The sequence below is a fragment of the Nostoc sp. 106C genome, from assembly GCF_002154725.1.
GTDB lineage: Bacteria > Cyanobacteriota > Cyanobacteriia > Cyanobacteriales > Nostocaceae > Aulosira.
In genome coordinates this window covers 1-21,699 of record NZ_MTAW01000105.1, presented here as the reverse complement: position 1 = coordinate 21,699, position 21,699 = coordinate 1, and the positions used below count along the sequence as shown (strand labels likewise).

The window sequence follows — 21,699 nt, the reverse complement described above, 5'->3', positions numbered from 1 at the left end:
TATCGGGGGTCTAACCTAGTATGGGTTAGACCCCTAATTCGCCAGCAGCATCCTTTAAGAAGTCGGGAATCTTACTTTTTACTTACTTAACTAGCCCAAGTATCCCGCCATTTAACCGTACCTTTATCAGCTAAAATCCAGCGACGGCTAACGAGATTTTCCCGCAGAGGTGGTTGGTTTTCTCTCCAGAGAGCATATTTATAACATATCGCTTTTCCAGCGCTCTCATTAAAGGATATTTCCCCAAACCAAGTATTTTCATTTATATATTCTAAAGCGTAAGCTTTGCTAATATCCCAATCGCCTAACTCCGGACAATCACCTGTTACCACAACCGTATCACCCGGTTGGGTTCTTAACCCATTTACCTGTGCCCTAACAATTGTTTTTCCCTTCACCCGTTCACCTAAATAACTAAGTACAATTAGTTCTTTCGGGTTGAGATTTAATCCTGATATTTTGCCATTTTTAACTTCTATTTGGCGATGCGTTACTATACAGTTATATTCTCCATCTTCTAATTCTGTACTCTCTACATCAATAGTCGTTGCATCACCTTTATTCATTGCTACTAAGCAACGATAATCGCGATAACTCCGCAGATAACAATAGACATTAGGCGTAATATATTTCTGTTTCTGACTTCCCAGAGAAACAGCAGGATTTAAACGCCGCAATTTAGATAATAATTGAATATCTTGGTAAAGCTGTGTATCTGTGTCCCATTTCTCCATTATCGGACGATTGTAAGGATCGTTTCCACCATGAGTATCATTGTGGAGATATTGCTCCGTCCCATAATAAATACAAGGAATCCCGCGACTAGTCATAATCAACGCCATTGCCAATCGCAACAGTTCAGGATCGGGATTTAAGCTTTGAAATCGCGGCATATCATGATTATCAATAAAGGTAATCAATTCTGTAGCCGTGTTGTAAAGATAATCCAGATTTAAAATATCTTGTATTAAGTGAAATCCCCCTGCCGCATTTTGAGCCAAAGCTTGGCGAATTCCTTCACAAAAACCAAAGTCTAAAATTGACATTCCAGACTCATTGGCAAATTTAACTGAACTGTTCTTTCTGGGATTGCTAAAACCCCATTCACCAAAGATAAATACAGAAGGCTTATGAGTTTGAATATCGCTATTAAATTCTTGCCAAAACCAAATCGGCATATGCTTTACTGTATCAACCCGTAAAGCATCAACTCCTTTATCTAACCATTGCTTGATTGCTGTTTTAATATAATGGCGATAATCAGGATTGCTTTCGTTAAAAGTCGCTAATCCTGACATTTCGTAATAAAGTAATTGATATTCATCTTCCCAATCTGTAATTTCAGGATTATGATGATACCAATGATTGACATCATTATAATAATCAGCAATTAACACGCCATCTTCATAAAGTTTACCTTTTACACCATTCACATCAGGACTGCTATGATTGCAAACAATATCTAAAATTAGCTTCATGCCTCGCTCATGTAAGCCAGAAATTAATTTATCTAATGTGCTACTTTTGAATAAAGAATTTTCCTCGTTAGTACCAAGAAAACGTGGATTAATCCGTTTAAAATCTTTAGTCCAGTAACCATGCATTGCGGCATTATCAAATTGCAATGCTTCTACTTGCTCAAACAATGGAGAAATCCAAATAGCGGTGACACCCAAATTTTTGAGATAATCTAGCTTGTCAATAATTCCTTGCAAATCTCCGCCCCAATATTTACCCCACTTTTGTTTACTGGTGTCGTAAAGTTCAGGATGCGCACCTTCATTATTGCTGGGATCTCCATCATTAAAACGATCTACAATGATGAAGTAAATTGTTTCTTGGCGAAATTCAATTGCTCTGGTAAAAAGAAACTCAAAATCGGAAATAGTTTCTGATGCAACTGTTTCAGTATGAAAACCAGCAGCAGCTTTAGTAGCTTGAGTTTCAATATCAGAATGGGATGAAGAAATTTGCACCATAATCTTATTAAAAACGCTAACGGTTTGGCGTTGTCTAGGTAACTTAGGGCTTAGGTAGTCAAAATTTATCTCACAAAAATTCTACATGGCTGTGAGTAGCTTAAGCTAGCTATGAGTATGCGATCGCAGAGATATTTGTAGAAATCAATATATTTTTCTGCCTAGGAGATGAGCACAGCGCTCATCTTAGTGAAGCTAGCGTAGTGTTGAATGTATATTGCTAGTGTCAACAAAGCTTAAGTTATGGGCTTATTATGCTGAGTCCCCTTGTAACAAAATTGTGTTTCAGTTTAAAGAAATACAGAGGGTGTAATGGATAAAGAAACATCGTATATCATAATTGGCACAAAGAATTTATTAAATCGGCGTAAGAAAAAACTAAAAGTCAATCAAATGTTTAATAGGCCTATATTTAGTAAGCTATGGGTAAACTAAATTTAAATACTACTGCGTGAATCAGGTTAAGCAACTGTGGACACCGAAATCAGAATTGAAGTAATCGACCATAAATCTCCACATTTAGAAGCAGTAATGGCATTAGGACGTACAAATGCTAAAACACTTGGTTTCATGCCAAAAGGAGGATTTATTGATCATGCGGCTAAGGGTCATATATTTATAGCTTTGTCACCCCAGAGTAAATGTATTGGGTACTTAATGTATCGAGTTACCTTACAGAAAGCTATTGTAGTACATCTTTGCGTTGATAAAGAGTGGAGAGGTAAGCATATAGCTAAACAGCTTGTTAAGTACTTAATTAATATAACGAAACATTTATATCTAATAGAGTTATCATGTCGGCGTGATTATAAATTAAACGATATGTGGGCTGCTTTTGGTTTTGTTGCACGACAGAATAAAGCTGGAAATAGTAAGGATGGAAAACTCCTTACTGTTTGGCAATTAGAACATGGGCATACCAATTTATTAACTTTGCTTACTCAACAAGAAATCAGTTCTAAGTTGTGTGCTGTTATAGATGCAAATATATTTTATGATTTAGATAAAGATAATATCAATAGACATATAGAAGATTCAAAATCTTTATTAGCTGATTGGTTGCAGCCAGATGTTGAGTTGTGCCTGACTGATGAAATATATAATGAAATAGAACGTTATGACAATATTTCTCGTCGAGAAGCTCTCAGAAAGTTAGCATCAAATTTTACAAGATTGAATTGTAAACAAGAGGAATTTGAACGCATATCTCAAGCTATACTAAAATATTTCCCTGAACAGATGACAGAGAGAGATGCATCTGATTTAAGGCATTTAGCTAGGGCTATTGCTTCTCAATCTCCATTTTTTATAACCCGTGATAGGGGAATTTTAGATAAAGAAGAATCTATATATGAAGATTTTAAAATTTCTATTTTGCGACCTAGCGATTTTATTATTAGACTAGATGAAATTCGTAGAGAAGCTGATTATCAACCTGTTCGTTTAGCGGGAACGTTAATTGAACGACGATTAGTTCAATCAGGGCAGCAAAATCTACTAACTGAAGCTTTTTTAGCAAACACAATAGGTGAAGAGAAGGTTGACTTTCAACAAAGATTACGTATTTTCTTTTCTGAACCACAACGCTTTGAATCTGTGATAGCCTGGGATGAAAAACAAGAACCTTTAGCTTTAATTGTATATGATAGGCAAAAAAGACATGAATTAAATATTCCGATACTCCGTGTTAAAAAAAATTATGCTCTTTCACCTACTATCCTCCGTCATTTGATTATTTTATCTATCAAAATCTCAGCACAGGAAAATCGCCAATTTACTATAATTACCGATCCTTACTTAGAAGATTTTGCTATTAGAGCAATTTCACAAGATAATTTCTTTCATATAGAGAACGGATGGATAAAAACGAATCTAGCAACTATTACAACTGCATCTGAATTATCTAATTATTTGAGATATTTGAGTAATAATTATGGAGAAGAGTATAAGTTTTGTCTAAAAATTGCTGATTCTCTTTCTGAAGAAGATGCAATTCAAAATATTCAATTAATGACAAGTATTGAGCGCAGTATTTATCCTGCCAAAATTATTGATGCTAAAATTCCTAATTTTATTGTTCCTATCCGTCCAGTATGGGCAGTAAATTTATTTGATGAAGAATTAGCTAAACAAAATATTTTTGGCGCTCAAAAAGAACTTGCCCTTAAGCGTGAGGTAGTTTACTATCGCAAAATCAAAAATTCAGGAGGCTTGAAAGCTCCAGGAAGAATTCTATGGTACGTTAGTCAAGGTAAGCAAACTGGCTATTATCAAGTTAAAGCTATTAGAGCTTGTTCTCGTTTAGATGAAGTGATAATAGACACACCAAAATCTATTTTTAGGCAGTTTAGAAGATTAGGTGTGTACTCTTTTAAAGATGTATTATCTACCGCTGATAATAATCTAGAGAATAAGTTAATGGCTATTCGATTTAGTGATACAGAAATGTTTAAAACTCCTATTTACTTTGAGGAAATTAAAGAAGTTTTAGGAAACAATTTTACACTTCAATCACCTTATAAAATAACGGAACAACAGTTCTATAAGTTATATAATAAAGGAATGTTTAAAGAGAGGAGATGAGGCTGATGTCTAGTAGGGTACTGCTACTTTCAGTGCGACCAAAGTATGCTTATAAAATATTTGAAGGAATAAAAGAGGTTGAACTGCGTAGAACTCGTCCTCGGCTGCAAGAGGGTGATTTAGTTATTGTGTATGCTTCATCACCTAAAAAAGCTCTCATGGGTGCTTTTAACGTTGATAAAATAGTACAAAAACCCCTTGAAGATTTGTGGAATGAAGTTAGTGAAAAAGCTGCTATATCTCATAGCGAATTTTGTTCATATTACAACGGTTTATCAGTCGGATGTGGAATTTTTTTGAATAAAATTTATTATTTTCCTCAACCAGTTGAATTAGAACGTTTAAGGCAAGCATGGAGCGATTTTAGACCACCACAAAGCTACAGATACTTGAAACCAACAGAGGTAAATATTGTTGAAAGTATAGCCCAGTTTGATATAACTAGTTTTTCTAGTAAATACCAGACTACTTTTAATTTACTTTAATAACCTAGAATAATTAAATTTATAAATTACCATAAAATAGTCAAAATAGACGGTTTTTAAGAATATATCTGCCTATCTCAAATAATCTAAGATTATGCTTAATTATGAATTACTTAAGTTACTCACTATCAATTTAAATAATTTTCTTTTAAATCAAATTAATATCTGCTCTTGCCTTTTTAGATAGAGTCAATAAAACAATTAATGAGCATAGCTTGCATCCTGCTTTAAAAATTAATGTTTCATATTAATCTGTTAATAGCGACAAATAAATAGTTAACGTTCACATAAAGTCACAGACAAATAATTAGTCACTTTACAACTATGAAATGGACGTAACTGGATTCGAACCAGTGACCTCTACGATGTCAACGTAGCGCTCTAACCAACTGAGCTATACGTCCTTAACCCACGGTTAACAACCATAGCATATCTATTTATGAGAAGCAAGTATTTCATTTATGCCTAATGCAAATAGGTATAGCAGTGCAACGGCTTGATATTACTGTTGCAGCCTTTTTTGAGCAGATATCAGCAGTCTTTGCGCTTCTGCGTAGGCAGTTGTCCCAGCTTTGATAGTTCTTAGGCGATTGATAACACCTTGGATTTTACCTTTTAGCTGCTGCGGATCGGCGGGAGAAGAAGCTATCAAACTTTGGATTTGCTCATTAGCTTCTTGGAGCGATGCTTGTGCTTCATTTTCGTCTTTCCGTCGAGTCTCGATAATACCTAAATTAGTTTGATACTCTGCCAATAATTTTTGTGCTGCTACATAGCCTGGTTCTTCAACCCGAATCTTTTCTAGCTGATCAATAGACTTTTGCCACAATTTTTCAATTTGCTCCCACTTAACTACAGGGTGGGGTGGATTTTGCGATGCTTTAGCAGCTGCTATGGCAAATTCCTTTGCTGCTTCTATATATGTACCACTACGAGGATCGGCAACTGTTTTGAGTTTTACTTGATAACCTGCTAGTAACCTTTGTGCTTCTAAATATCGAGGATTTTCTGTGGGGATTTGGTTGAGGCGCTTACTTGCTTGTTCCCATAGTTCTGATGCTGCTTTGGGTTGTATCGGTTGGATTTTTTCCGCTTCTAAATCAAATTCTTGAGCAGCAGCAATAAATGTGCCGATGCGTGCGTTATCGATATCACGTTTGTAAGCTTTGAGTTTAGTTTTTGCAGTTTCTCCAGCAAATGTAGCTTCGGGGATTTGCTCTAATTGATCAATCGCTGCTTGCCAAGATGCGATCGCTAGTTCTTTATCCTTAATACTGGTAGCTTTTTCGTATTCCTGGCGTGCTAACTTTAGCGCCATTTCTCCTTGAGCCAGGGGTGTAAAAGCATTTCTATCTTGAAAAGCGATCGCATCTATCCGCGCTACCCGTCGGCGAGCTGCTTCAAACTCATCTACGGTAAACTTCCAACTGCAACCAAAAAAATTACAGTAAGTCTGAGGATAATATCCTAAAAACCAAACTGGCAGATTATCCAGATTTTTTTGTGCTTCTTTAGCTCTCTGGGAACCTTGCTCAATATCATAAGGGCTAGTAGCTTGATTAATTAACTGGTCTGCTTGCTCAAGGTTTTTAATTGCCTCGCGATAGTGATAATCCATATTTATATAGCTAGGCATTAGCAGGATTGGCACAGTTTTAGCAACAGGCCAGCGAATCATTGGGTAAGGCAAATTTATTACCCACAGCATTCCTGCTGAACTACCCAAAAGTATGGTTGCCCATTTTACAGTGGTAAAAATACCAGGCGATTTATTAGCTTTTGCCGCTTGTTTGAGTACCTTCTCGCTAAATTGGGGATATATATCAACAACGCTATCGCGCATTTCATCAAACTTTACCGCAGAACCTTTTTCCAAGCACAGTTGTTCTAATCGCTTAATTACTATTTCTTGCTCAATTTTGCTTACTTGATCGTTACCACTACATCTTTGAACTTCAGCACGCAAAATTTGCAAGGCTTTTTTATTTAATCGATACATAGACATAAGATGTAACTTATGATTCTAGTATTCCCGCCTAGCGCTAGAAAATTACTATATACTTGAGTCTGAGTTTTGATCTTTTTGGCATATGACTCTAGATGGTTAAAAATAGTAATAACTATTGTTAATATCTATAAATTGATCTAATTTTTATCAAAATACCTAGAATGTCAACTGCTCTAATTACAGGTGCCTCTAGTGGTATTGGTAAAGCCTTTGCCCAACAACTAGCTGCACGCAATACCAATCTTGTTTTAGTTGCGCGATCGCAAGAAAAACTGCATCAATTAACCAAGAAATTACAAGAAAATTACAATATTCAAGTAGAAGTTATAGTTAAAGACCTGACAGAACCAAATGCTGCTCAAGCTGTCTTTGATGCTACCCAAGCGAAGGGATTAACTATTGACTTATTAATTAATAATGCTGGTTTTGGTGATTATGGTGATTTTGCTAGTTCTGACGGCGAAAAGCAAGTTAAAATAGTGCAATTAAATATTCTAGCTTTAGTAGATTTAACCCATAAATTTCTACCTTTGATGCGGCAACGTCAATCGGGAAGTATTGTTAATGTATCTTCAATTACCGCATTTCAACCAATGCCGTATCTCTCTGTTTACGCTGCCAGCAAAGCTTTTATTGTTAATTTTAGTCAGGCACTATGGGCAGAAAATCGTCCCTACGGTATTCGTGTTCTCGTTACTTGTCCAGGCCCTATAGAAACTAACTTTTTTGCTGAAGCTAATTTTCCTCCGACTTTGGCAGGAAGCACAGAGCAAATGTTTAGTAGCGAAGAAGTGGTAGAAATATCACTAAAAGCTTTAGATAATTGGCAGCCAGCTGTTGTAATTGGCGATGTTAAAACTCAAATTAGAACTATATTAGCAAGGATAGTACCACGAAAAATTCTGCTGAATATGTTAGCAAGAAGTTTTAAACTCTCAGATAAATCTTAACTTCATTGTGACCTTAAAACTTCTTATCTTTAACTTTTTACTAAACTTCTTGTAAAAATCTGAATTAGGATAAAATGAAGCACAGATAAATATCAGTGTTTATCTGTGTTTATTTGTGGTTATGATATTCAAAACATTGACTCATGCAATAGATCTACTATTTACATATACCTAGTTAATTGAACTCGGTAACGGTCTTTTTTCGTAACAGCGACTTCTCCAACTTCTAAGCGTCCCTTACCGCGAATGGCGATTAAGTCTCCTGTTTTCACTTGAGAACTCGCCTGAGAAACGTCCTTCCAATTAACCCGGACATCACCGGAGTCGATTAAATCAACCATTTTGCTGCGAGACATCCCAAAACCAGCAGAGGCGATCGCATCCAACCGTAAGGAAGCTTCGACAGTAGTTAATTCTTTTTTCTTCGGTTCTCGAACTTTTAACTCGCTAAATTCAATTTGCTGGGTTTTTACGGGAACCGATCGCACCTGTTTGAGATTCATCTCTAAAAATTCTGTCAACTCTGGTGCAACAATTGCCTGTGCGCCTCGTTCACCCAGGACAATAATATCTCCTGTCTTTTCCCGGACGATTCCCGTCCCCAGCATTGCGCCTAAAAAGTCGCGGTGAGTGGCGGTATCAAACAAGAAATTACCAGCAATTTCTAATACAGCCAAGGCGACTTGGGATTGATCTAAAGGAATTTCTGCACGCGCGATCGCGAGTCTTTGGCGTTCTGCTTGGGGATATCCACCCCCAGCTACCAATTGCACCTCTGTTAACCGACTGAACACCCGTTGAATTTCTACTAATTCCGGGGGAGACAGAAAATCTGTCAAAACCACTTCCCAAGTTTTGATTGCTTGTTCTGCCTGATCGATTACACGAGCTACAGTATCTCGATTTTCAACACTTTTTAAAAGTTCTTCTCTGGGCAACATTCTTAAAAATTACGAGTTGTGAGTTTGATGTCAATAATCAAGCTCTATTAACTAATTACTCATGACCACTGTTTGATTCTAGCGTCATCTGCCATTTCAAAATTGGTGCAGTCGGATAATCAGGTGTATTAAAGGTTTCTAAATGCTGCATTCCTAGTTTTTCCAAAATCCGACACGAGGCCATAATATCCTGTGGAGAATGGGCAATAATTCTCTTCAGTTCCGGTTGAGTAAAGGCAAAATTGACTAATGCTTGTACTGCTTCAAAGGCATATCCTTGGTTGCGGTACTTTGGTAACACCTCATAACCTAGTTCCACAGTTCCTTGTGCATCAGGTTTGCCACCAAATCCCAAATCACCAATCAGACTACAATCGCTAGCATGAATCATCAACCACACACCCCAGCCTAGATCAGATGGTTCCTCTATCAGCATTTGAGCATATCTAGGGAAAAAATTTAGGACTTGTCCAGCATACCAGTCATCAGGAACAGTTACCTCTAAGAGCTTCTCCACCTGCGATTTATTTTGTGTAATTACCGCTTGTGTCACCTCCAAAGAACAGGGGAGTAATTCAAGGCGCGGTGTTGTAATGTGTAATATGTGATTCATTCACTACTAAGCTTGCAGCTTTTAAAATTACATAATCCTACACGCTGTAGTGCTTGCTTTATGTAAGCTTCTTCATTTTGAGTTTTGAGCTTTTTAGACGCTAGTTGTATCTGCGTAACCTTGGATATTTTCTGGCTCAAACTGACGTAAGATTCGAGTTGCTTGCCGAGTCAGAGTTTCAGAACCCTGAACTACTATGAGATATTTGCCTAGATCCAAACGGTTGCGATAGGGTAAAGCATCACCACCACCCGCAATTAAACCGACTCCGCCACCGACAAACACGCTACCCATAGCGCCACTGGCAGCACCCAATATTCCCCCGACAATGTGATTGCCAATTTCTCCGGCCCAAGCAAAGGTATCTAAACCAGTGATTAAGCTGAAGGTGAAACCAGCAAAAAAGCCGAATGGTACTAACCAGAATGACATGAGCCGTGCTTGCTTTTTGGCTTGCTCTTTGGGATCAATCAAGCCAAACTCATCCGCAGTCTTGTAACCCCTACCCAGGATAGTACTTTTAATGGACTCTTTTTCTAAAGCTAAGTAAGCAGCTTCAGCTTGGATACGGTCTGGTAATACGGCAACGAGGTAATTCATTAATTTAACAAGAGTGATTTTAGAAAAATTTGCCTTAATTAACAGCGTACCAGTGCTGGTCAAATCAATCTTGCGCCTAAGTCAAAATCATCAGCGTCAAGAGTTAAATCAAAATTCAAAATTTATAATTTCGGATGATGCTCCCTGTATAGTTGGCATCTCGTTAGATTAAATATTACTTGAGCGCATCCAACGGTTCACAAAAATTGTTCACGCCTTGTTTGAGAACATAGAGCAAAACGGGTACTGCCAAAATCTTTGGAAATGTCGGCATTGTATACAGGTACTCCATCATTCCTTGAACAGAGCCACTCTGTAAGTCGTTCCGAAATTGTTGCTCGCAAATAACAGCACGCCACTTTCTAGCCAAAGCATCTAACCATTCTGAATTGGCTCTTTCTGGTTGCTGTCCCGCCCGAATGGCTAAGCTCATCGCCGCATCTTCTAAATCTCCCTCACAGTCCTCAATTAAGTCCAGCACTTCCATTGCTGTGGTGTTATCTGTTAATTGAGAGCGAAACTGTGCAATTTCTTGTGATGTCAGTGTAGTCATAAGTTTGTTATTAGCCGAGTAATTAAATACTCAGCTATGTTATTCCAATTTCGATTGATTATTCATCGTTCTCATCGCTGCACTTGAAATTGCATCTACTTGTCAAGCAATTTCAACCCCAAGCTGTGCAAAAATGACAAAGTATAAGACTCTTAGCCCACACAGGTAGGCTTTGTAACTTTAGCTTCTGGCTGGAAGCCTGAGAGCGGTTTACTAAATTGGCGAAGTTTTGGATAAATTAGCGTATATTTTGACTAATTTAAAAGTTTTTCTAGCAAATATACTTACAAATATCGAATTTTTCGCTTTTAAAAGCGAAACGTCAGCAATAGAAACTACCACTTATTGACTAGGCACAATACCAGCACTAGGACATCACGGCGGAAATAAAAATACCATGAAAAACAGTGTAAAACCTTAGAATACAATTCTGTTAACTTTTGACTTGCGCGTTCGTCTTCAGGCGTTGTCGCAGGCTAGGGGTAGTAGTTTTTTCAGAGTCAATAGTCATTAGTATTCAAACTAAGGACAAATGACTAACGACTAATGACTCTTAACGGAATGCTCTTGAGGTAACAAAGCGTTGTAACTGGGACAAGGCGCGGTTGTAATCCAAAATAGCGCGAATGCGATTACCTTCGGCTCTTGTCAAATCATTTTCAGAGTTAATGACATCAGTTTGAGTACCTACACCAGCTTGAAAACGCAAACGTGCTAAACGCAAAGCTTCTCTGGCTTGTTCTAGAGCCGTATTAGCGGTTTGAACATTCTGCAAATTAGATTGCTGAGTGGAATAGGCCTGTTCTACCTGAAACCGGATTTGGTTGCGGAGATCGGCAAATTGAGTTTCTGCGATCGCAATATTAGCTCTTGCTTGAGCTGCCCTTGCTCTTGCTGCTCCCCCATCAAACAAATTCAGCGTTGCCCTTACTCCTACAGAATAACCATCAGTAACACTGATATCATCATTAAACTGATCAAACAGATTGTAGGCTGCAACTAAACTTACCTGTGGTCCCAGCGCTGCTAGTGCTTGCCGTCGTTGTTGCTCGTTGATGTTACGTTGTGCCAACTGTTGTTGCAGATCTGGACGGTTTTGAAAAGCTAGCACAATACTTTGTTCTAGTGACTGGTTCCAAAGACCAGCTAATCTTACAGGGTCTGCCGCACTAATATTCACTGACTGTGGCAAACTTAAACGAGCCGCTAACTGACGCCTGGCGATTTGCTGCTGGGAAACAGCATTAGTTAAATCTTGTTGCGAATTTGCTAAATTCACCTGAGAACGCAGGACATCAAACCTAGTACCCACCCCAGCGCGCTCTAAAGCTTCTGCATCCCGCAAACTAGCCTGGGCATTCGTCACCGCAGCCTGGGCAATACGTACTTCTTCATCACGTTGTTGCAGATTGTAGTAGTCAGTAGAAACATTCAGCCGAATTTCCTCAAACTGATTCTCTAGAGCTAACTCACTAAAACGTACCTGTTCTTCGGCAGCTCTAATATTAGCCTGCCGTCTACCAGAAGTGTAGATGTCGTATGAAAGTTGTGCTTGACCATTAAAATTTGTAGTGCTTGGGGCAGGGTCAATGGGTTGACGGAATGCAGGCGGTAGCCCAGCTTGTTGCTGCTCTGCGACTTTCACCTGATAGGTATCTGAAACAGTACGTTGACGAGTCACATCAGTACTAATACCAACGTTGGGAAATAGAGCAGCTTGTGCCTCACGAAGAGCTGCTTGACTACGCTCTAGCTCCAATTGAGTTACCTGTAGTTGCCGATTGCTACGTCTTGCTAACTCCAACGCCTGTGCTAAAGTAATCGGCTGATTTCCTTGAACCGTTACCTCCTCTGGTTTTGTGGGGTATTGCAGGGGATTAGGGTTGGGAATCAAATTTTCCGGGACCTGCACAGAACCAGCCGGTACGGGAGTCACTGTTGCGGGTACAGTTGGAATTGGCACAGAACCAGCAGGTGCGGGAGTTGCTGTTGCGGGTACAGTTGGAATTGGCACAGAACCAGCAGGTGTGGGAGCCGCTGTTCTCGGCGTAGTAAGAGTATTACCCTGAGCCACCAAATCCTTAGCAGTCATTCTCTGCGCACAAGTTCCATTCAGCAGCAAAGAAGTTGAGGAAGCAGTTTTGTTTATTCCCTCTTGCTGTGCACAACTGGGTATTTCCAACAGCTTTGCCGACCTTGCATTTATGATTGCAGATGGTAAAACTGCTTGCAATTGAGTATCAGGATTTTTCTTCTGAGTTTTGGGTTGCTGTGAAGCAGATAACAGCAAATTGTTTTTCTGAACAGAAAAGGGTTTTGAGTTAAAAGTAGGAACGATTAAATTCTCTAATTTTTGCTCTGAAATAGCTAAGTTATTTTGTTTTTGCTCTCTGTCAGCAGAACTGTTCAAATCTGGCTGCTGGGCAGGTTGAAAGCTAGGCGACAAACTATGAAATCTACCTTGATTTTCTCTAAGTAGTTGTGCTTTTATCGATCTAGTATTTCCTGCTTTGAGCATTAAAATACTGTGATGACTTAAAGGTTTGGCATTCAGTGACATCCAATTACTAGAAGGTACTAACGTTGGAAACCTACGGTCTGCTATATGGGGCATTTGCGTATTAGTGACATCTGCAACCAAGGTTCGACCATAATTAGAAGTCAAGACACTAGGAGAAGACGCCAGTTTTACCCCACTTACTTTCACAGTACCAGCCCAAGCGGGCTGGGTTGTTAATACTGCTGCTGTTACACCAGGCAAGAAACTATGAAATAATTGCTGTCCTTTCACCGCATCCCCTCACACAAAATCAATCTAGCGGCAGAAAACTTTTCTTCACCACAGAATATAGCACGACACTAAATTTAGAAGAGAATATAGTACGATACCAAATTTAGGAATCGGAACTCTGTTTATCTTCAAAACGTTTAACTATGCGAGAAAGTTCCGCCTTTTCATCGATACTAACGCGGGTAGGAGCACCACTAACAATTCTTTCATAATTACGGAAAGAATCTTTAATTTCTGGACCATTGGCGGTAATATTGTACTCACGGATACCTTTATCGTGCCAAGATCCCCGCATTTTGAATACATGAATTGCCCGCGACATTTCTCCACGAATTTCTACATACTGCAACATCAATATTGTGTCAGTAATCGTGGAAATATGAGAGTCAGTAATGGAATGTGACCCCATAAATTGGTCAGTTGTGTTGGTAAAAAACCCTGTAATTTCTTCTTGCTTAGCGTAACCCGTAACACCAATTACAAACTGTCGAAATGCATTATTGCTTACTCCTCTAGCTAGCGCAGAGAGGGAGTCAATAGCAATCCGAGATGGCTTAAAGACAGAAATTTCTGACTTAATAATTTGTAAGTGGTCTTCTAATCCAGTCGATTCGGGATAAGTACAGATGATTTTGAGTAAACCTTGTCTTTCTAGCTCCTCAAAATCAATTCCCCAAGAGGAAGCATTCCGGGATAGTTGAGCACGTGATTCTTCATAGGCAAATAATATTGCCTGCTCGCCATTCAAGCAACCATCTTGGATAAACTTGCTTACCAACAAGGTTTTACCAGTACCCGTAGCTCCTGTAGCCAAAATAATCGAATCTTTAAAGAAACCACCACCGCACATTTCATCAAGGGTTTTTACACCAGAAGACACCCTGACATTAGAAGACCTTTGAGTCAAGCGCATTGCTCCTAGCGGGAAAATATTGACTCCTTCGTTGGTAATTGTAAAAGGATATTCGCCTTTCATATGAGTTGTGCCGCGCAACTTGAGAATTTCAGCTGTGCGGCGACGGCGTTCTCCTTCTAAAACGTTGCGCACTATTACCACATTATCGGAAACAAATTCTTCCACGCCAAAAGAAGCAACAGGTCCATATTCTTCGCTACGTTCGGTTGTAATTATAGTGGTGACACTCAGCTGTTTGAGACGTGCTACCAAGCGAAAAATTTCTCGCCGCACTACTCCCATAGCTTCATACTGCTGAAATACTGCTGTGATCGAGTCAATCGAAACTCGTCTGGCCTTGTATTTGCGAATGGCATATTGCAAGCGTTCAATCAATGCCGAAAGGTCAAAGTTACCCACGATATCTTGACCTTCTGGATCTGGCGAAGCATCAAGAATAAACAATTTGCCTTCGTCAATTAAGCGTTGCAAATTCCAGCCAAAAATATTGGCATTTTTAATAATATCGCTTGGTGATTCTTCAAAGGTAACAAATACCCCTGCTTCATCAAAGTAAGTGATACCGTTATAAAGAAACTGTAGAGATAATAAAGTTTTGCCTGTTCCTGAGGTTCCGCTGACTAGGGTAGTTCTCCCAATTGGTAAACCGCCATGACTGATATCGTCAAAGCCCTCGATCATTGTGCGGATTTTTTCTACACCCCCAATTAACGGTGTTTTGCTTTGCTCTGGTTGCTCTTTTTCAATCATTGCTTGCTAAAGAAGGGGTATTAAACCCAGGTTTTCTCTTACTAATGTTTGGAGTTGGTCATTAAATTTTACGCTTAAATATTTTACTCTTCCCAACCTTCTTCACTCAGTTCTTCATAAAGTAAATCTAATCCAATCAACACACGTTCTCTGTCTGAAAGATCGCCAATAATCTTGCGTACTGGAGGAGGCAAAATTTTCGATAATGTCGGTGTGGCTAATATCTTATCCTCTTCTGCCAGTTGTGGACTTTTAAGAACATCGATTACTTTTAAAGCATACACACCTTGAAACTCTTGGTCTAAAATGTCTTTTAGTGTTTTTAATGCCCGTACTGAGTTAGGCGTATTCCCAGCTACATAAAGCTTGAGAACATAGGTCTTTCTTGCTTGATTCATAAAGGTACAGGCTAGACTTGAGGATATAAATATAGGATACGTTCGCGCATTGGCAGGGAATGATAGCGGCTGCTTTTGCCGACTTCAACTTCGATACATTTACTTTATTTATATATCGAACACCTATAAGTTTCACACAGGTGAGCCAGAATATCTATTAATGTCAGTCGATAATCGAGTAATGCTTCATCGCTTCTTCCTTCTAGTCTTAGCTGTTTGGCAAATTCTTCAATTATCTCCATGTGAATTTCAATGATTTGCGGCACAGGAATATTAGCACAAAATACTGCATTGATAAATTTATCAATTTTTTCTTTTAAGGTTTTTTCTGTGGTAAAGTAATTTATAAGTATTTCTCGGTAATTAGATTTAATTTCTTGTAATAAAGCTTCTCGTTCGTCTCTATCCATCTGCTGAAAAAAATTCTGGTGTTTTTGCTTATGAGATGCGAATACATAGCAATATTTTTCAGTGGAGATTTCATTGAAGCTCGAAAGAAACCACTTGCTTAAATAATTGATATTATTAACATCGATTGTCTTAAAAGTTAGAATTATCAGCTGGTGAATGTTAGTGCCGTGAGCCAACTTATTTATCCACCTAGTCAATTTTTGTTTAATGCCTAAGACAGGTCGATTATATAAATTTTTTTTAAGAATTGGTTGAAAAATTAATATTGGTAATAACATTTTTGGTTTATAGATCTCCTTGATCGTTTTGACCAAGTTTAGTGAGATGAGTCAGTGCAGGAAAGAGTTATAGGCTCAGTTGGGTGTGTAGTAAGCTTAATTAATCCACCCCAAGAGGATGCTTGGTGCTAGCCCAAGTGCTGACTTAACACTCGAAAAGCTGATGTAGATAGTAAGCCATAAAACTTAATGAGTTATTGTTGAGGCGTTTGTCGTAGAGGGCGCTGTAGTTAGTTGATGATTATCATATGTATATCTATCTAAATACAGATTTTTTTATTTCGCTCCTTGATAAGATACTTAAACGAACTTAAAGGATTGTCGCATTCTAAATCATTATAATTCCTCAAGGTTCTAAAGCGAATTTTTAGAGCCATAATTGTTCTAGCTATTGTTATCGAGGAGGATTTTCAACACCAGTCAGGAAACTGGTGAAAAATTGCACTCAGGAGTTCAATGCAGCAAAGGGAAATATAGCCACTCTGAAAATAAGTAGACGCAACCAAGCGTTAATCAAGGACAAGCCCATTGTTTTAAGAGCATTGAAATTGGATCGAGAATTTTTTAAAAGCGTCTTCTTAAAGGATATTGCTTCAGGCATGAGCGCCATCGGAAGCAAAGGTGATGCTAAGTCCAGAAGCTACCAGAGGAAGAATGACCCCCGAAGCTTTATGTCAATGCTACAGTACCCGCTTTATGAATTTCTAGCAACCGTACCCATCTGCGTAGAAACAAGTACTCTGGCAATAGTGCTGGAGATTTTTGAGCAACAGCAGTGCGATCGCGTGGTGATAGTAAATCAGCAGCAATGCCCAGTTGGGTTGCTGCACTCTGCCAGATTAACGCAAAAATTGTTGGCAGCAGTTGGTGGCGATCGCTTCCATTTACAGCAACCATTGTCAATTTTTGATTCAGCGCTAATTGAGCCAATACAAACCATACCAGCTGCTGAACGTGTGGAGCAATTTGGCTTATTTTTGCGCTATCAACAAATTCAAATCAACAATAACAATTTAGACTGGGCGCTCATTGACCCAGACGGCAAATTTTTGGGTTTGCTAGATAGCTCCAGGTTGTTGAGATTAATAGCTCAAGAAAGAGTGGCAATTGATGCCATGCCTGTTGGGAATTCTCAGGTGTACGCAGAGCACGGCAGCAGAACAGATGTGGCGATGGCAACTTACTCACAGGCACAGATACCAAATCAGCGCCAAGCCTTCTATAAGCCACTTGTTCAATTGTTAGAACGGCTGCCCTGGCCTTTGATGTTGCAAACTGCTAGTGGCGAGGTGGTGGCGCAAAATCCTGCTTGGTGGCAGCAATTGGGAGTATTGAAAGATCCAGAAGGAATCAGGCAACAGGTGGAGACGATACTTGCCACCACCCAGGCTAAACAGCCAGAATATGCCACAAAAAAATCCCTGAAAACTCAGACCCATGTTACAGGAAATGGGCATAGCGCCCAAGAGCAACCCACACAACTCAAACTGCATCCTGAAGAAAATATCTTATCACTACAGCAAAAGGGTTTGCCTGGTCGGTTGCCATCTACTGTGCTACCTACACACAACCTGCATGAGCAGCATACCACAGCTACCACATCCAGTCAGTGTTTTTGGGATAGCCAGGTAGGTACTTGCACCTGCATTGTGGAAGTGCAAAATGGGCAAGAGCGAGTTTGGCAATTTGCGAAAATTCCTTTAGATAGTACTGAGTTGAAAGTCCTGAATGCTGAGTCAGAAATGACGCTTGCTACTCAAGAATCAGGACTTGGCACTCATGAGCTATGGCTGGTGTTAGCTACTGATGTAACTGAGCAACAACAGCTTTGTAAAGAACTGGCAGCTAAAAATGCCGATCTGATTCAATTGAACCGATTAAAAGATGAGTTTTTAGCTTGCATTAGTCATGAGTTAAAAACCCCTTTGACTGCTGTGTTAGGGTTATCGCGGTTGCTGGTTGATCGGCAGTTAGGAGAATTAAACGAGCGTCAAGCCCGTTATGCTGGACTAATTCATCAAAGTGGACGCCACTTGATGAGTGTAGTCAACGACATCTTAGATTTAACCCGCATGGAAACAGGGCAGATGGATCTGACCCTAGCTCCAGTAAATATTCGTGCTGTGTGCGATCGCGCTTTATCAGAAGCAAAAGCGATTCACACACAAACCAGTAAAACTAAAGCTTCCAGCCCGTCTCAAGTAGAACTTTCCAGCGATCATCGATTCACTATCGTCATTGAACCTGGCTTAGAGCAGATGGTGGCGGATGAATTACGACTGCGGCAAATGCTGGTACACCTGCTTTCTAATGCCTTTAAATTTACTGAACTCTCTGGAGAAATTGGGTTACGGGTGAGCCATTGGGAAGGGTGGATTGCTTTTACAGTTTGGGATACAGGTATTGGCATTCCCGAACACCAGCAACATTTAATCTTTCAAAAATTTCAACAACTAGAAAATCCCCTAACGCGACAATTTGAAGGAACCGGTTTAGGGCTAGTCTTAACTAGGGCCCTAGCACGCCTTCATGGTGGTGATGTCAGCTTCTTGTCTCGTGAAGGCAAAGGCAGCCAATTTACACTGCTTTTACCGCCTAGTCCTCCCAAAACAGGCTTTACTGAGCAAGAGGAGGAAAATATAGAAGATACACAAACACTCAACACCGATACAAAGGGACTGGCTTCCTCAGCACGTCAGCGAGTGAACACATCTGCACAGCATCAGCCTACGTCATCACAAAGGTTGGTATTGGTGGTTGAGGCAGTAGCTCGATATATTGAAGACTTGACCGAACAGCTCAAAGGTCTAGGTTATCGTGTAGTGATTGCTCGCTCAGGAACAGAAGCAGTAGAAAAAGCCCGACGCCTACAACCAAAAGCTGTATTCTTGAATCCCTTACTACCTCTATTATCAGGTTGGGATGTACTGACCTTAGTTAAATCCGATCCTATGACTCGCCACATTCCCCTGATTGTGACAGCGACGGGGGCCGAAAAGGAGCAGGCATTTGCCAATCGAGCTGATGGTTTCTTGAGTCTGCCTGTACAGTCTCAAGCATTAGCACCACTCTTAGAAAGTCTATGTGCTACACCAACAATTCAGCAATCAGGATTAGACAGTAATAAAATTGTCGTCAGCAGAACCCCACTGCGAATTCTGAGATTGGTCAATCCTGAGTTGGAATCAGTTAATCCCCATTATTCATTGCGAGAACACCGAGTTATAGAAGTAGATGACCTTGATCAGGCAGAACTTTTGACTCGAGTTTGGCAGTTCGATGTAGTTTTGCTTGATGTAGAAAGCCCCGCCGCACAAACTTACCTGCAACATCTCAGTCAGCACCCTCGATTAGCAGCGTTACCATTAGTAACTTGCGATGTAGTAACTACCCTAGCAGCTTCCCAGATACCTGGGCTATCTGTATTTCCTTGTTTACAACCATTGGGTAAAGATCAGACTAACAGTACCAGCAAAACTGATGCTTTATTGTCAGTCCTACAAATTGCATCTGGTATATGTTGCCCACCAAATATTTTAGTGGTGGATGTAACAATGCTACGTGATTTACCACAAGTAAGACGCAGGCAGATTAAAGGTTATCGCTCAGAAAAAAACTCATCGCTTAGTAGTGAAACTGCTGAACGGGGTTCTGAGTGGTTCCAAGCTTTAATTCAATACTTGCAAACAGCTGGTTTAAAAGCCGCAATGGGAAGTTGTTGGACAGAAGTCTTACAACAAATTCGCCACCAAAGCGTTGACTTGCTGCTAATTTGCTTAGGGGAATCTTCTATTCATAAAGAAGTGCTGAAAGCATTGAAAACATTGGCAGGTTTACCTTTCAATTTGCCACCAATTTTAGTACTTGATCAGCGATTAAATCGTTCTCAAGCGATCGCGCAGTCTAAAGTCTCCCAACCAGAAATCGAAAAACAGAAAAAGAATGGCTCGCAAACTATAGAAACTATAGTGCATGAGATTTCCGCCCAAATATTACCTCGCTCAATATCAATGGAAGACTTATTAAATGAGGTTAATCAGGCTTTAGCTATCAATCGTCAACATGAAAAATTTTAAGAAAACGGATGATCGTACTAGTATAAGGACAGGGAAAACCCTGCCCTTATAAATCTATTACTTTGAATTTGGAATCTGAATTACAAACACTCAACCTTCTCCAACTACAGAATTTATATTTATAGTAGCCTCAGGTTTTTCGATAATAATTTGTGGGGCGATCGCTAATCCTAATTTTGTATCTTTGCCTATACGTGTCAACTTAACGTTTAACCCTTGTCAAGACGTGATTTTTGATTAACTCACTTACCATCACTCAACGCGTTAGAGTACTCCAAGTAAAAAAATGCCCAATTGTCATTGCGAGCGAAACGGAGTGTAGCGTTCGCGGAGCGTTCCGCTTTGCTTCATAAAGCCCTTCGGGCATGGCTTCGCTTAGCGCAATGACAGGTTTTGGATCATTTATTGTTTGGAACACTCTTATACCATTTCACCTTAATAATGATACAAATACGCGCTTCAGGGTTTAGCATTGCTAAACCCCTACGAAAAATCTATCTGTATCAAGATTTTTGTGAATTGGTATGAACACCAATAAACTCAGATAAATATCGGTGTTCATCGGTGTTTATCTGTGGTTTGATATTCAAAACATTGACTTATGCAAAAGGTTTAATGAATTAGTATAGGAAATTCATACTAAATTTTGACGACTAACTTCTGAATTCTTTTGAAACAAAGACTTAAACCTCGTCCATTTTGAAACCTGGAGTATTGCGGGACGGAAAGCCCGCTACGAAGAGCAGGGAGCAAGATGCTCCCACTACTTTTAAAAGTATGGTTATCAAAATAGATGTGGTTTAATTGAGCTAGGACAAATTCTCTACCTACACTGCTACTGCTCGGATGTTCCCGGCTCAATCCTTGCTCCTAGCTGAAGAACCCGCCCCAGATCATCGGCATTTCGCCATGTTTCAACAATCTTTCCGTCAGCAATGCAATGAATAAAAGTAGCTGTGAACCTCTGTTGGCGATCGCGACTGGGTATACCTAGAAAACTGTCCTGAACGCAGGTGTTAGTCGCACGCACAACAACTTTATCACCTTCAGCAATGATGTCTTCAACTGTCCATTGCTGCTCCACAGGTCCGATTTGGCGAAAGAGTTCACGGACTCCATCATGTCCTAGAGGAAGCTGTGGCGGACCACCGTGCATTCTCCAAGTTGGGGCTGTCATTTCACAGATATCCTCGATTCGATGCTCACTAATGAGTTGAAGCCATCGTCGAGCCATGATCTTGTTATCCTCGATGGAAGACATCGCTACTCCTTTTCTCGTGAGATTCTCCATCCATGCAAACCCTAATTCTTTATTAGACCTCTTGCATGAATCAAGAAAAAAGAGCAAGTTCATAGTTAATCAGTCC

15 protein-coding genes and 1 tRNA gene are annotated in these 21,699 nt (G+C 39.7%); 4 read left to right on the top strand and 12 right to left on the bottom strand.

The window, feature by feature from the left end:
• Positions 1–86: 86 nt before the first annotated feature.
• Positions 87–1,979 carry an alpha-amylase family glycosyl hydrolase gene (locus tag BV375_RS14355; protein WP_086761546.1) on the bottom strand — a complete coding sequence of 631 codons (1,893 nt, stop codon included), beginning with the start codon at positions 1,977–1,979 and terminating at the stop codon, positions 87–89.
• A gap of 471 nt (positions 1,980–2,450) precedes the next feature.
• On the opposite strand from BV375_RS14355, the gene BV375_RS14350 reads away from it, so the two are divergent.
• On the top strand, positions 2,451–4,562 hold the full coding sequence (locus BV375_RS14350; protein ID WP_086761544.1) for a GNAT family N-acetyltransferase: 2,112 nt from the start codon (positions 2,451–2,453) through the stop codon (positions 4,560–4,562).
• A gap of 5 nt (positions 4,563–4,567) precedes the next feature.
• Positions 4,568–5,047, top strand: coding sequence for an ASCH domain-containing protein (locus BV375_RS14345; protein ID WP_086761542.1), 480 nt, complete (start codon positions 4,568–4,570; stop codon positions 5,045–5,047).
• Between the two features lie 330 nt (positions 5,048–5,377).
• Here the strand turns inward: BV375_RS14345 and BV375_RS14340 are convergent.
• A tRNA-Val gene (locus BV375_RS14340) sits at positions 5,378–5,451 on the bottom strand.
• A gap of 98 nt (positions 5,452–5,549) precedes the next feature.
• On the bottom strand, positions 5,550–7,052 hold the full coding sequence (locus BV375_RS14335; protein WP_339376797.1) for a hypothetical protein: 1,503 nt from the start codon (positions 7,050–7,052) through the stop codon (positions 5,550–5,552).
• Between the two features lie 164 nt (positions 7,053–7,216).
• Between BV375_RS14335 and BV375_RS14330 the strand changes: the two genes are divergently transcribed.
• A complete protein-coding gene (locus BV375_RS14330; RefSeq protein WP_086761538.1) occupies positions 7,217–8,005 on the top strand; it encodes an SDR family oxidoreductase in 789 nt (262 codons plus the stop codon).
• A 161-nt stretch (positions 8,006–8,166) separates the two neighbouring features.
• On the opposite strand, the gene BV375_RS14325 is transcribed toward BV375_RS14330, so the two are convergent.
• The 8 genes from BV375_RS14325 to BV375_RS37610 form a co-directional block, all read right to left on the bottom strand.
• Entirely contained in the window at positions 8,167–8,946 is a 780-nt protein-coding gene (locus BV375_RS14325; protein WP_086761536.1) for a photosystem II S4 domain protein, read from the bottom strand.
• A 55-nt stretch (positions 8,947–9,001) separates the two neighbouring features.
• Positions 9,002–9,559 carry a GNAT family N-acetyltransferase gene (locus BV375_RS14320; protein WP_086761534.1) on the bottom strand — a complete coding sequence of 186 codons (558 nt, stop codon included), beginning with the start codon at positions 9,557–9,559 and terminating at the stop codon, positions 9,002–9,004.
• Between the two features lie 93 nt (positions 9,560–9,652).
• A complete protein-coding gene (locus tag BV375_RS14315) occupies positions 9,653–10,159 on the bottom strand; it encodes a hypothetical protein (RefSeq protein WP_086684794.1) in 507 nt (168 codons plus the stop codon).
• A gap of 175 nt (positions 10,160–10,334) precedes the next feature.
• A complete protein-coding gene (locus BV375_RS14310) occupies positions 10,335–10,712 on the bottom strand; it encodes a hypothetical protein (RefSeq protein ID WP_086761532.1) in 378 nt (125 codons plus the stop codon).
• Positions 10,713–11,265: 553 nt separating this feature from the next.
• Complete coding sequence (locus BV375_RS14305) at positions 11,266–13,503, bottom strand: TolC family protein (protein ID WP_086761530.1); 2,238 nt, start codon at positions 13,501–13,503, stop codon at positions 11,266–11,268.
• A 103-nt stretch (positions 13,504–13,606) separates the two neighbouring features.
• Entirely contained in the window at positions 13,607–15,169 is a 1,563-nt protein-coding gene (kaiC, locus tag BV375_RS14300; RefSeq protein ID WP_086761528.1) for a circadian clock protein KaiC, read from the bottom strand.
• Between the two features lie 83 nt (positions 15,170–15,252).
• Complete coding sequence (gene kaiB / locus BV375_RS14295; protein ID WP_086684769.1) at positions 15,253–15,567, bottom strand: circadian clock protein KaiB; 315 nt, start codon at positions 15,565–15,567, stop codon at positions 15,253–15,255.
• 104 nt (positions 15,568–15,671) lie between these two features.
• Positions 15,672–16,256 carry a KaiA family protein gene (locus tag BV375_RS37610; RefSeq protein WP_208099121.1) on the bottom strand — a complete coding sequence of 195 codons (585 nt, stop codon included), beginning with the start codon at positions 16,254–16,256 and terminating at the stop codon, positions 15,672–15,674.
• Positions 16,257–16,927: 671 nt separating this feature from the next.
• Here BV375_RS37610 and BV375_RS14285 point away from each other — a divergent pair.
• Complete coding sequence (locus tag BV375_RS14285) at positions 16,928–20,332, top strand: ATP-binding protein (protein WP_086761548.1); 3,405 nt, start codon at positions 16,928–16,930, stop codon at positions 20,330–20,332.
• Positions 20,333–21,167: 835 nt separating this feature from the next.
• On the opposite strand, the gene BV375_RS14280 is transcribed toward BV375_RS14285, so the two are convergent.
• Complete coding sequence (locus BV375_RS14280) at positions 21,168–21,593, bottom strand: nuclear transport factor 2 family protein (RefSeq protein ID WP_166507447.1); 426 nt, start codon at positions 21,591–21,593, stop codon at positions 21,168–21,170.
• Positions 21,594–21,699: the final 106 nt, after the last annotated feature.

What these genes read in the sequence shown, in the direction of transcription:
- BV375_RS14355 (WP_086761546.1), bottom strand. Translation starts at nt 1,979, where the DNA reads ATGGTGCAAATTTCTTCATCCCATTCTGATATTGAAACTCAAGCTACT.
- BV375_RS14345 (WP_086761542.1), top strand. Translation starts at nt 4,568, where the DNA reads ATGTCTAGTAGGGTACTGCTACTTTCAGTGCGACCAAAGTATGCTTAT.
- BV375_RS14335 (WP_339376797.1), bottom strand. Translation starts at nt 7,052, where the DNA reads ATGTCTATGTATCGATTAAATAAAAAAGCCTTGCAAATTTTGCGTGCT.
- BV375_RS14330 (WP_086761538.1), top strand. Translation starts at nt 7,217, where the DNA reads ATGTCAACTGCTCTAATTACAGGTGCCTCTAGTGGTATTGGTAAAGCC.
- BV375_RS14325 (WP_086761536.1), bottom strand. Translation starts at nt 8,946, where the DNA reads ATGTTGCCCAGAGAAGAACTTTTAAAAAGTGTTGAAAATCGAGATACT.
- BV375_RS14320 (WP_086761534.1), bottom strand. Translation starts at nt 9,559, where the DNA reads ATGAATCACATATTACACATTACAACACCGCGCCTTGAATTACTCCCC.
- BV375_RS14315 (WP_086684794.1), bottom strand. Translation starts at nt 10,159, where the DNA reads ATGAATTACCTCGTTGCCGTATTACCAGACCGTATCCAAGCTGAAGCT.
- BV375_RS14310 (WP_086761532.1), bottom strand. Translation starts at nt 10,712, where the DNA reads ATGACTACACTGACATCACAAGAAATTGCACAGTTTCGCTCTCAATTA.
- kaiC (WP_086761528.1), bottom strand. Translation starts at nt 15,169, where the DNA reads ATGATTGAAAAAGAGCAACCAGAGCAAAGCAAAACACCGTTAATTGGG.
- kaiB (WP_086684769.1), bottom strand. Translation starts at nt 15,567, where the DNA reads ATGAATCAAGCAAGAAAGACCTATGTTCTCAAGCTTTATGTAGCTGGG.
- BV375_RS37610 (WP_208099121.1), bottom strand. Translation starts at nt 16,256, where the DNA reads ATGTTATTACCAATATTAATTTTTCAACCAATTCTTAAAAAAAATTTA.
- BV375_RS14285 (WP_086761548.1), top strand. Translation starts at nt 16,928, where the DNA reads ATGTCAATGCTACAGTACCCGCTTTATGAATTTCTAGCAACCGTACCC.
- BV375_RS14280 (WP_166507447.1), bottom strand. Translation starts at nt 21,593, where the DNA reads ATGTCTTCCATCGAGGATAACAAGATCATGGCTCGACGATGGCTTCAA.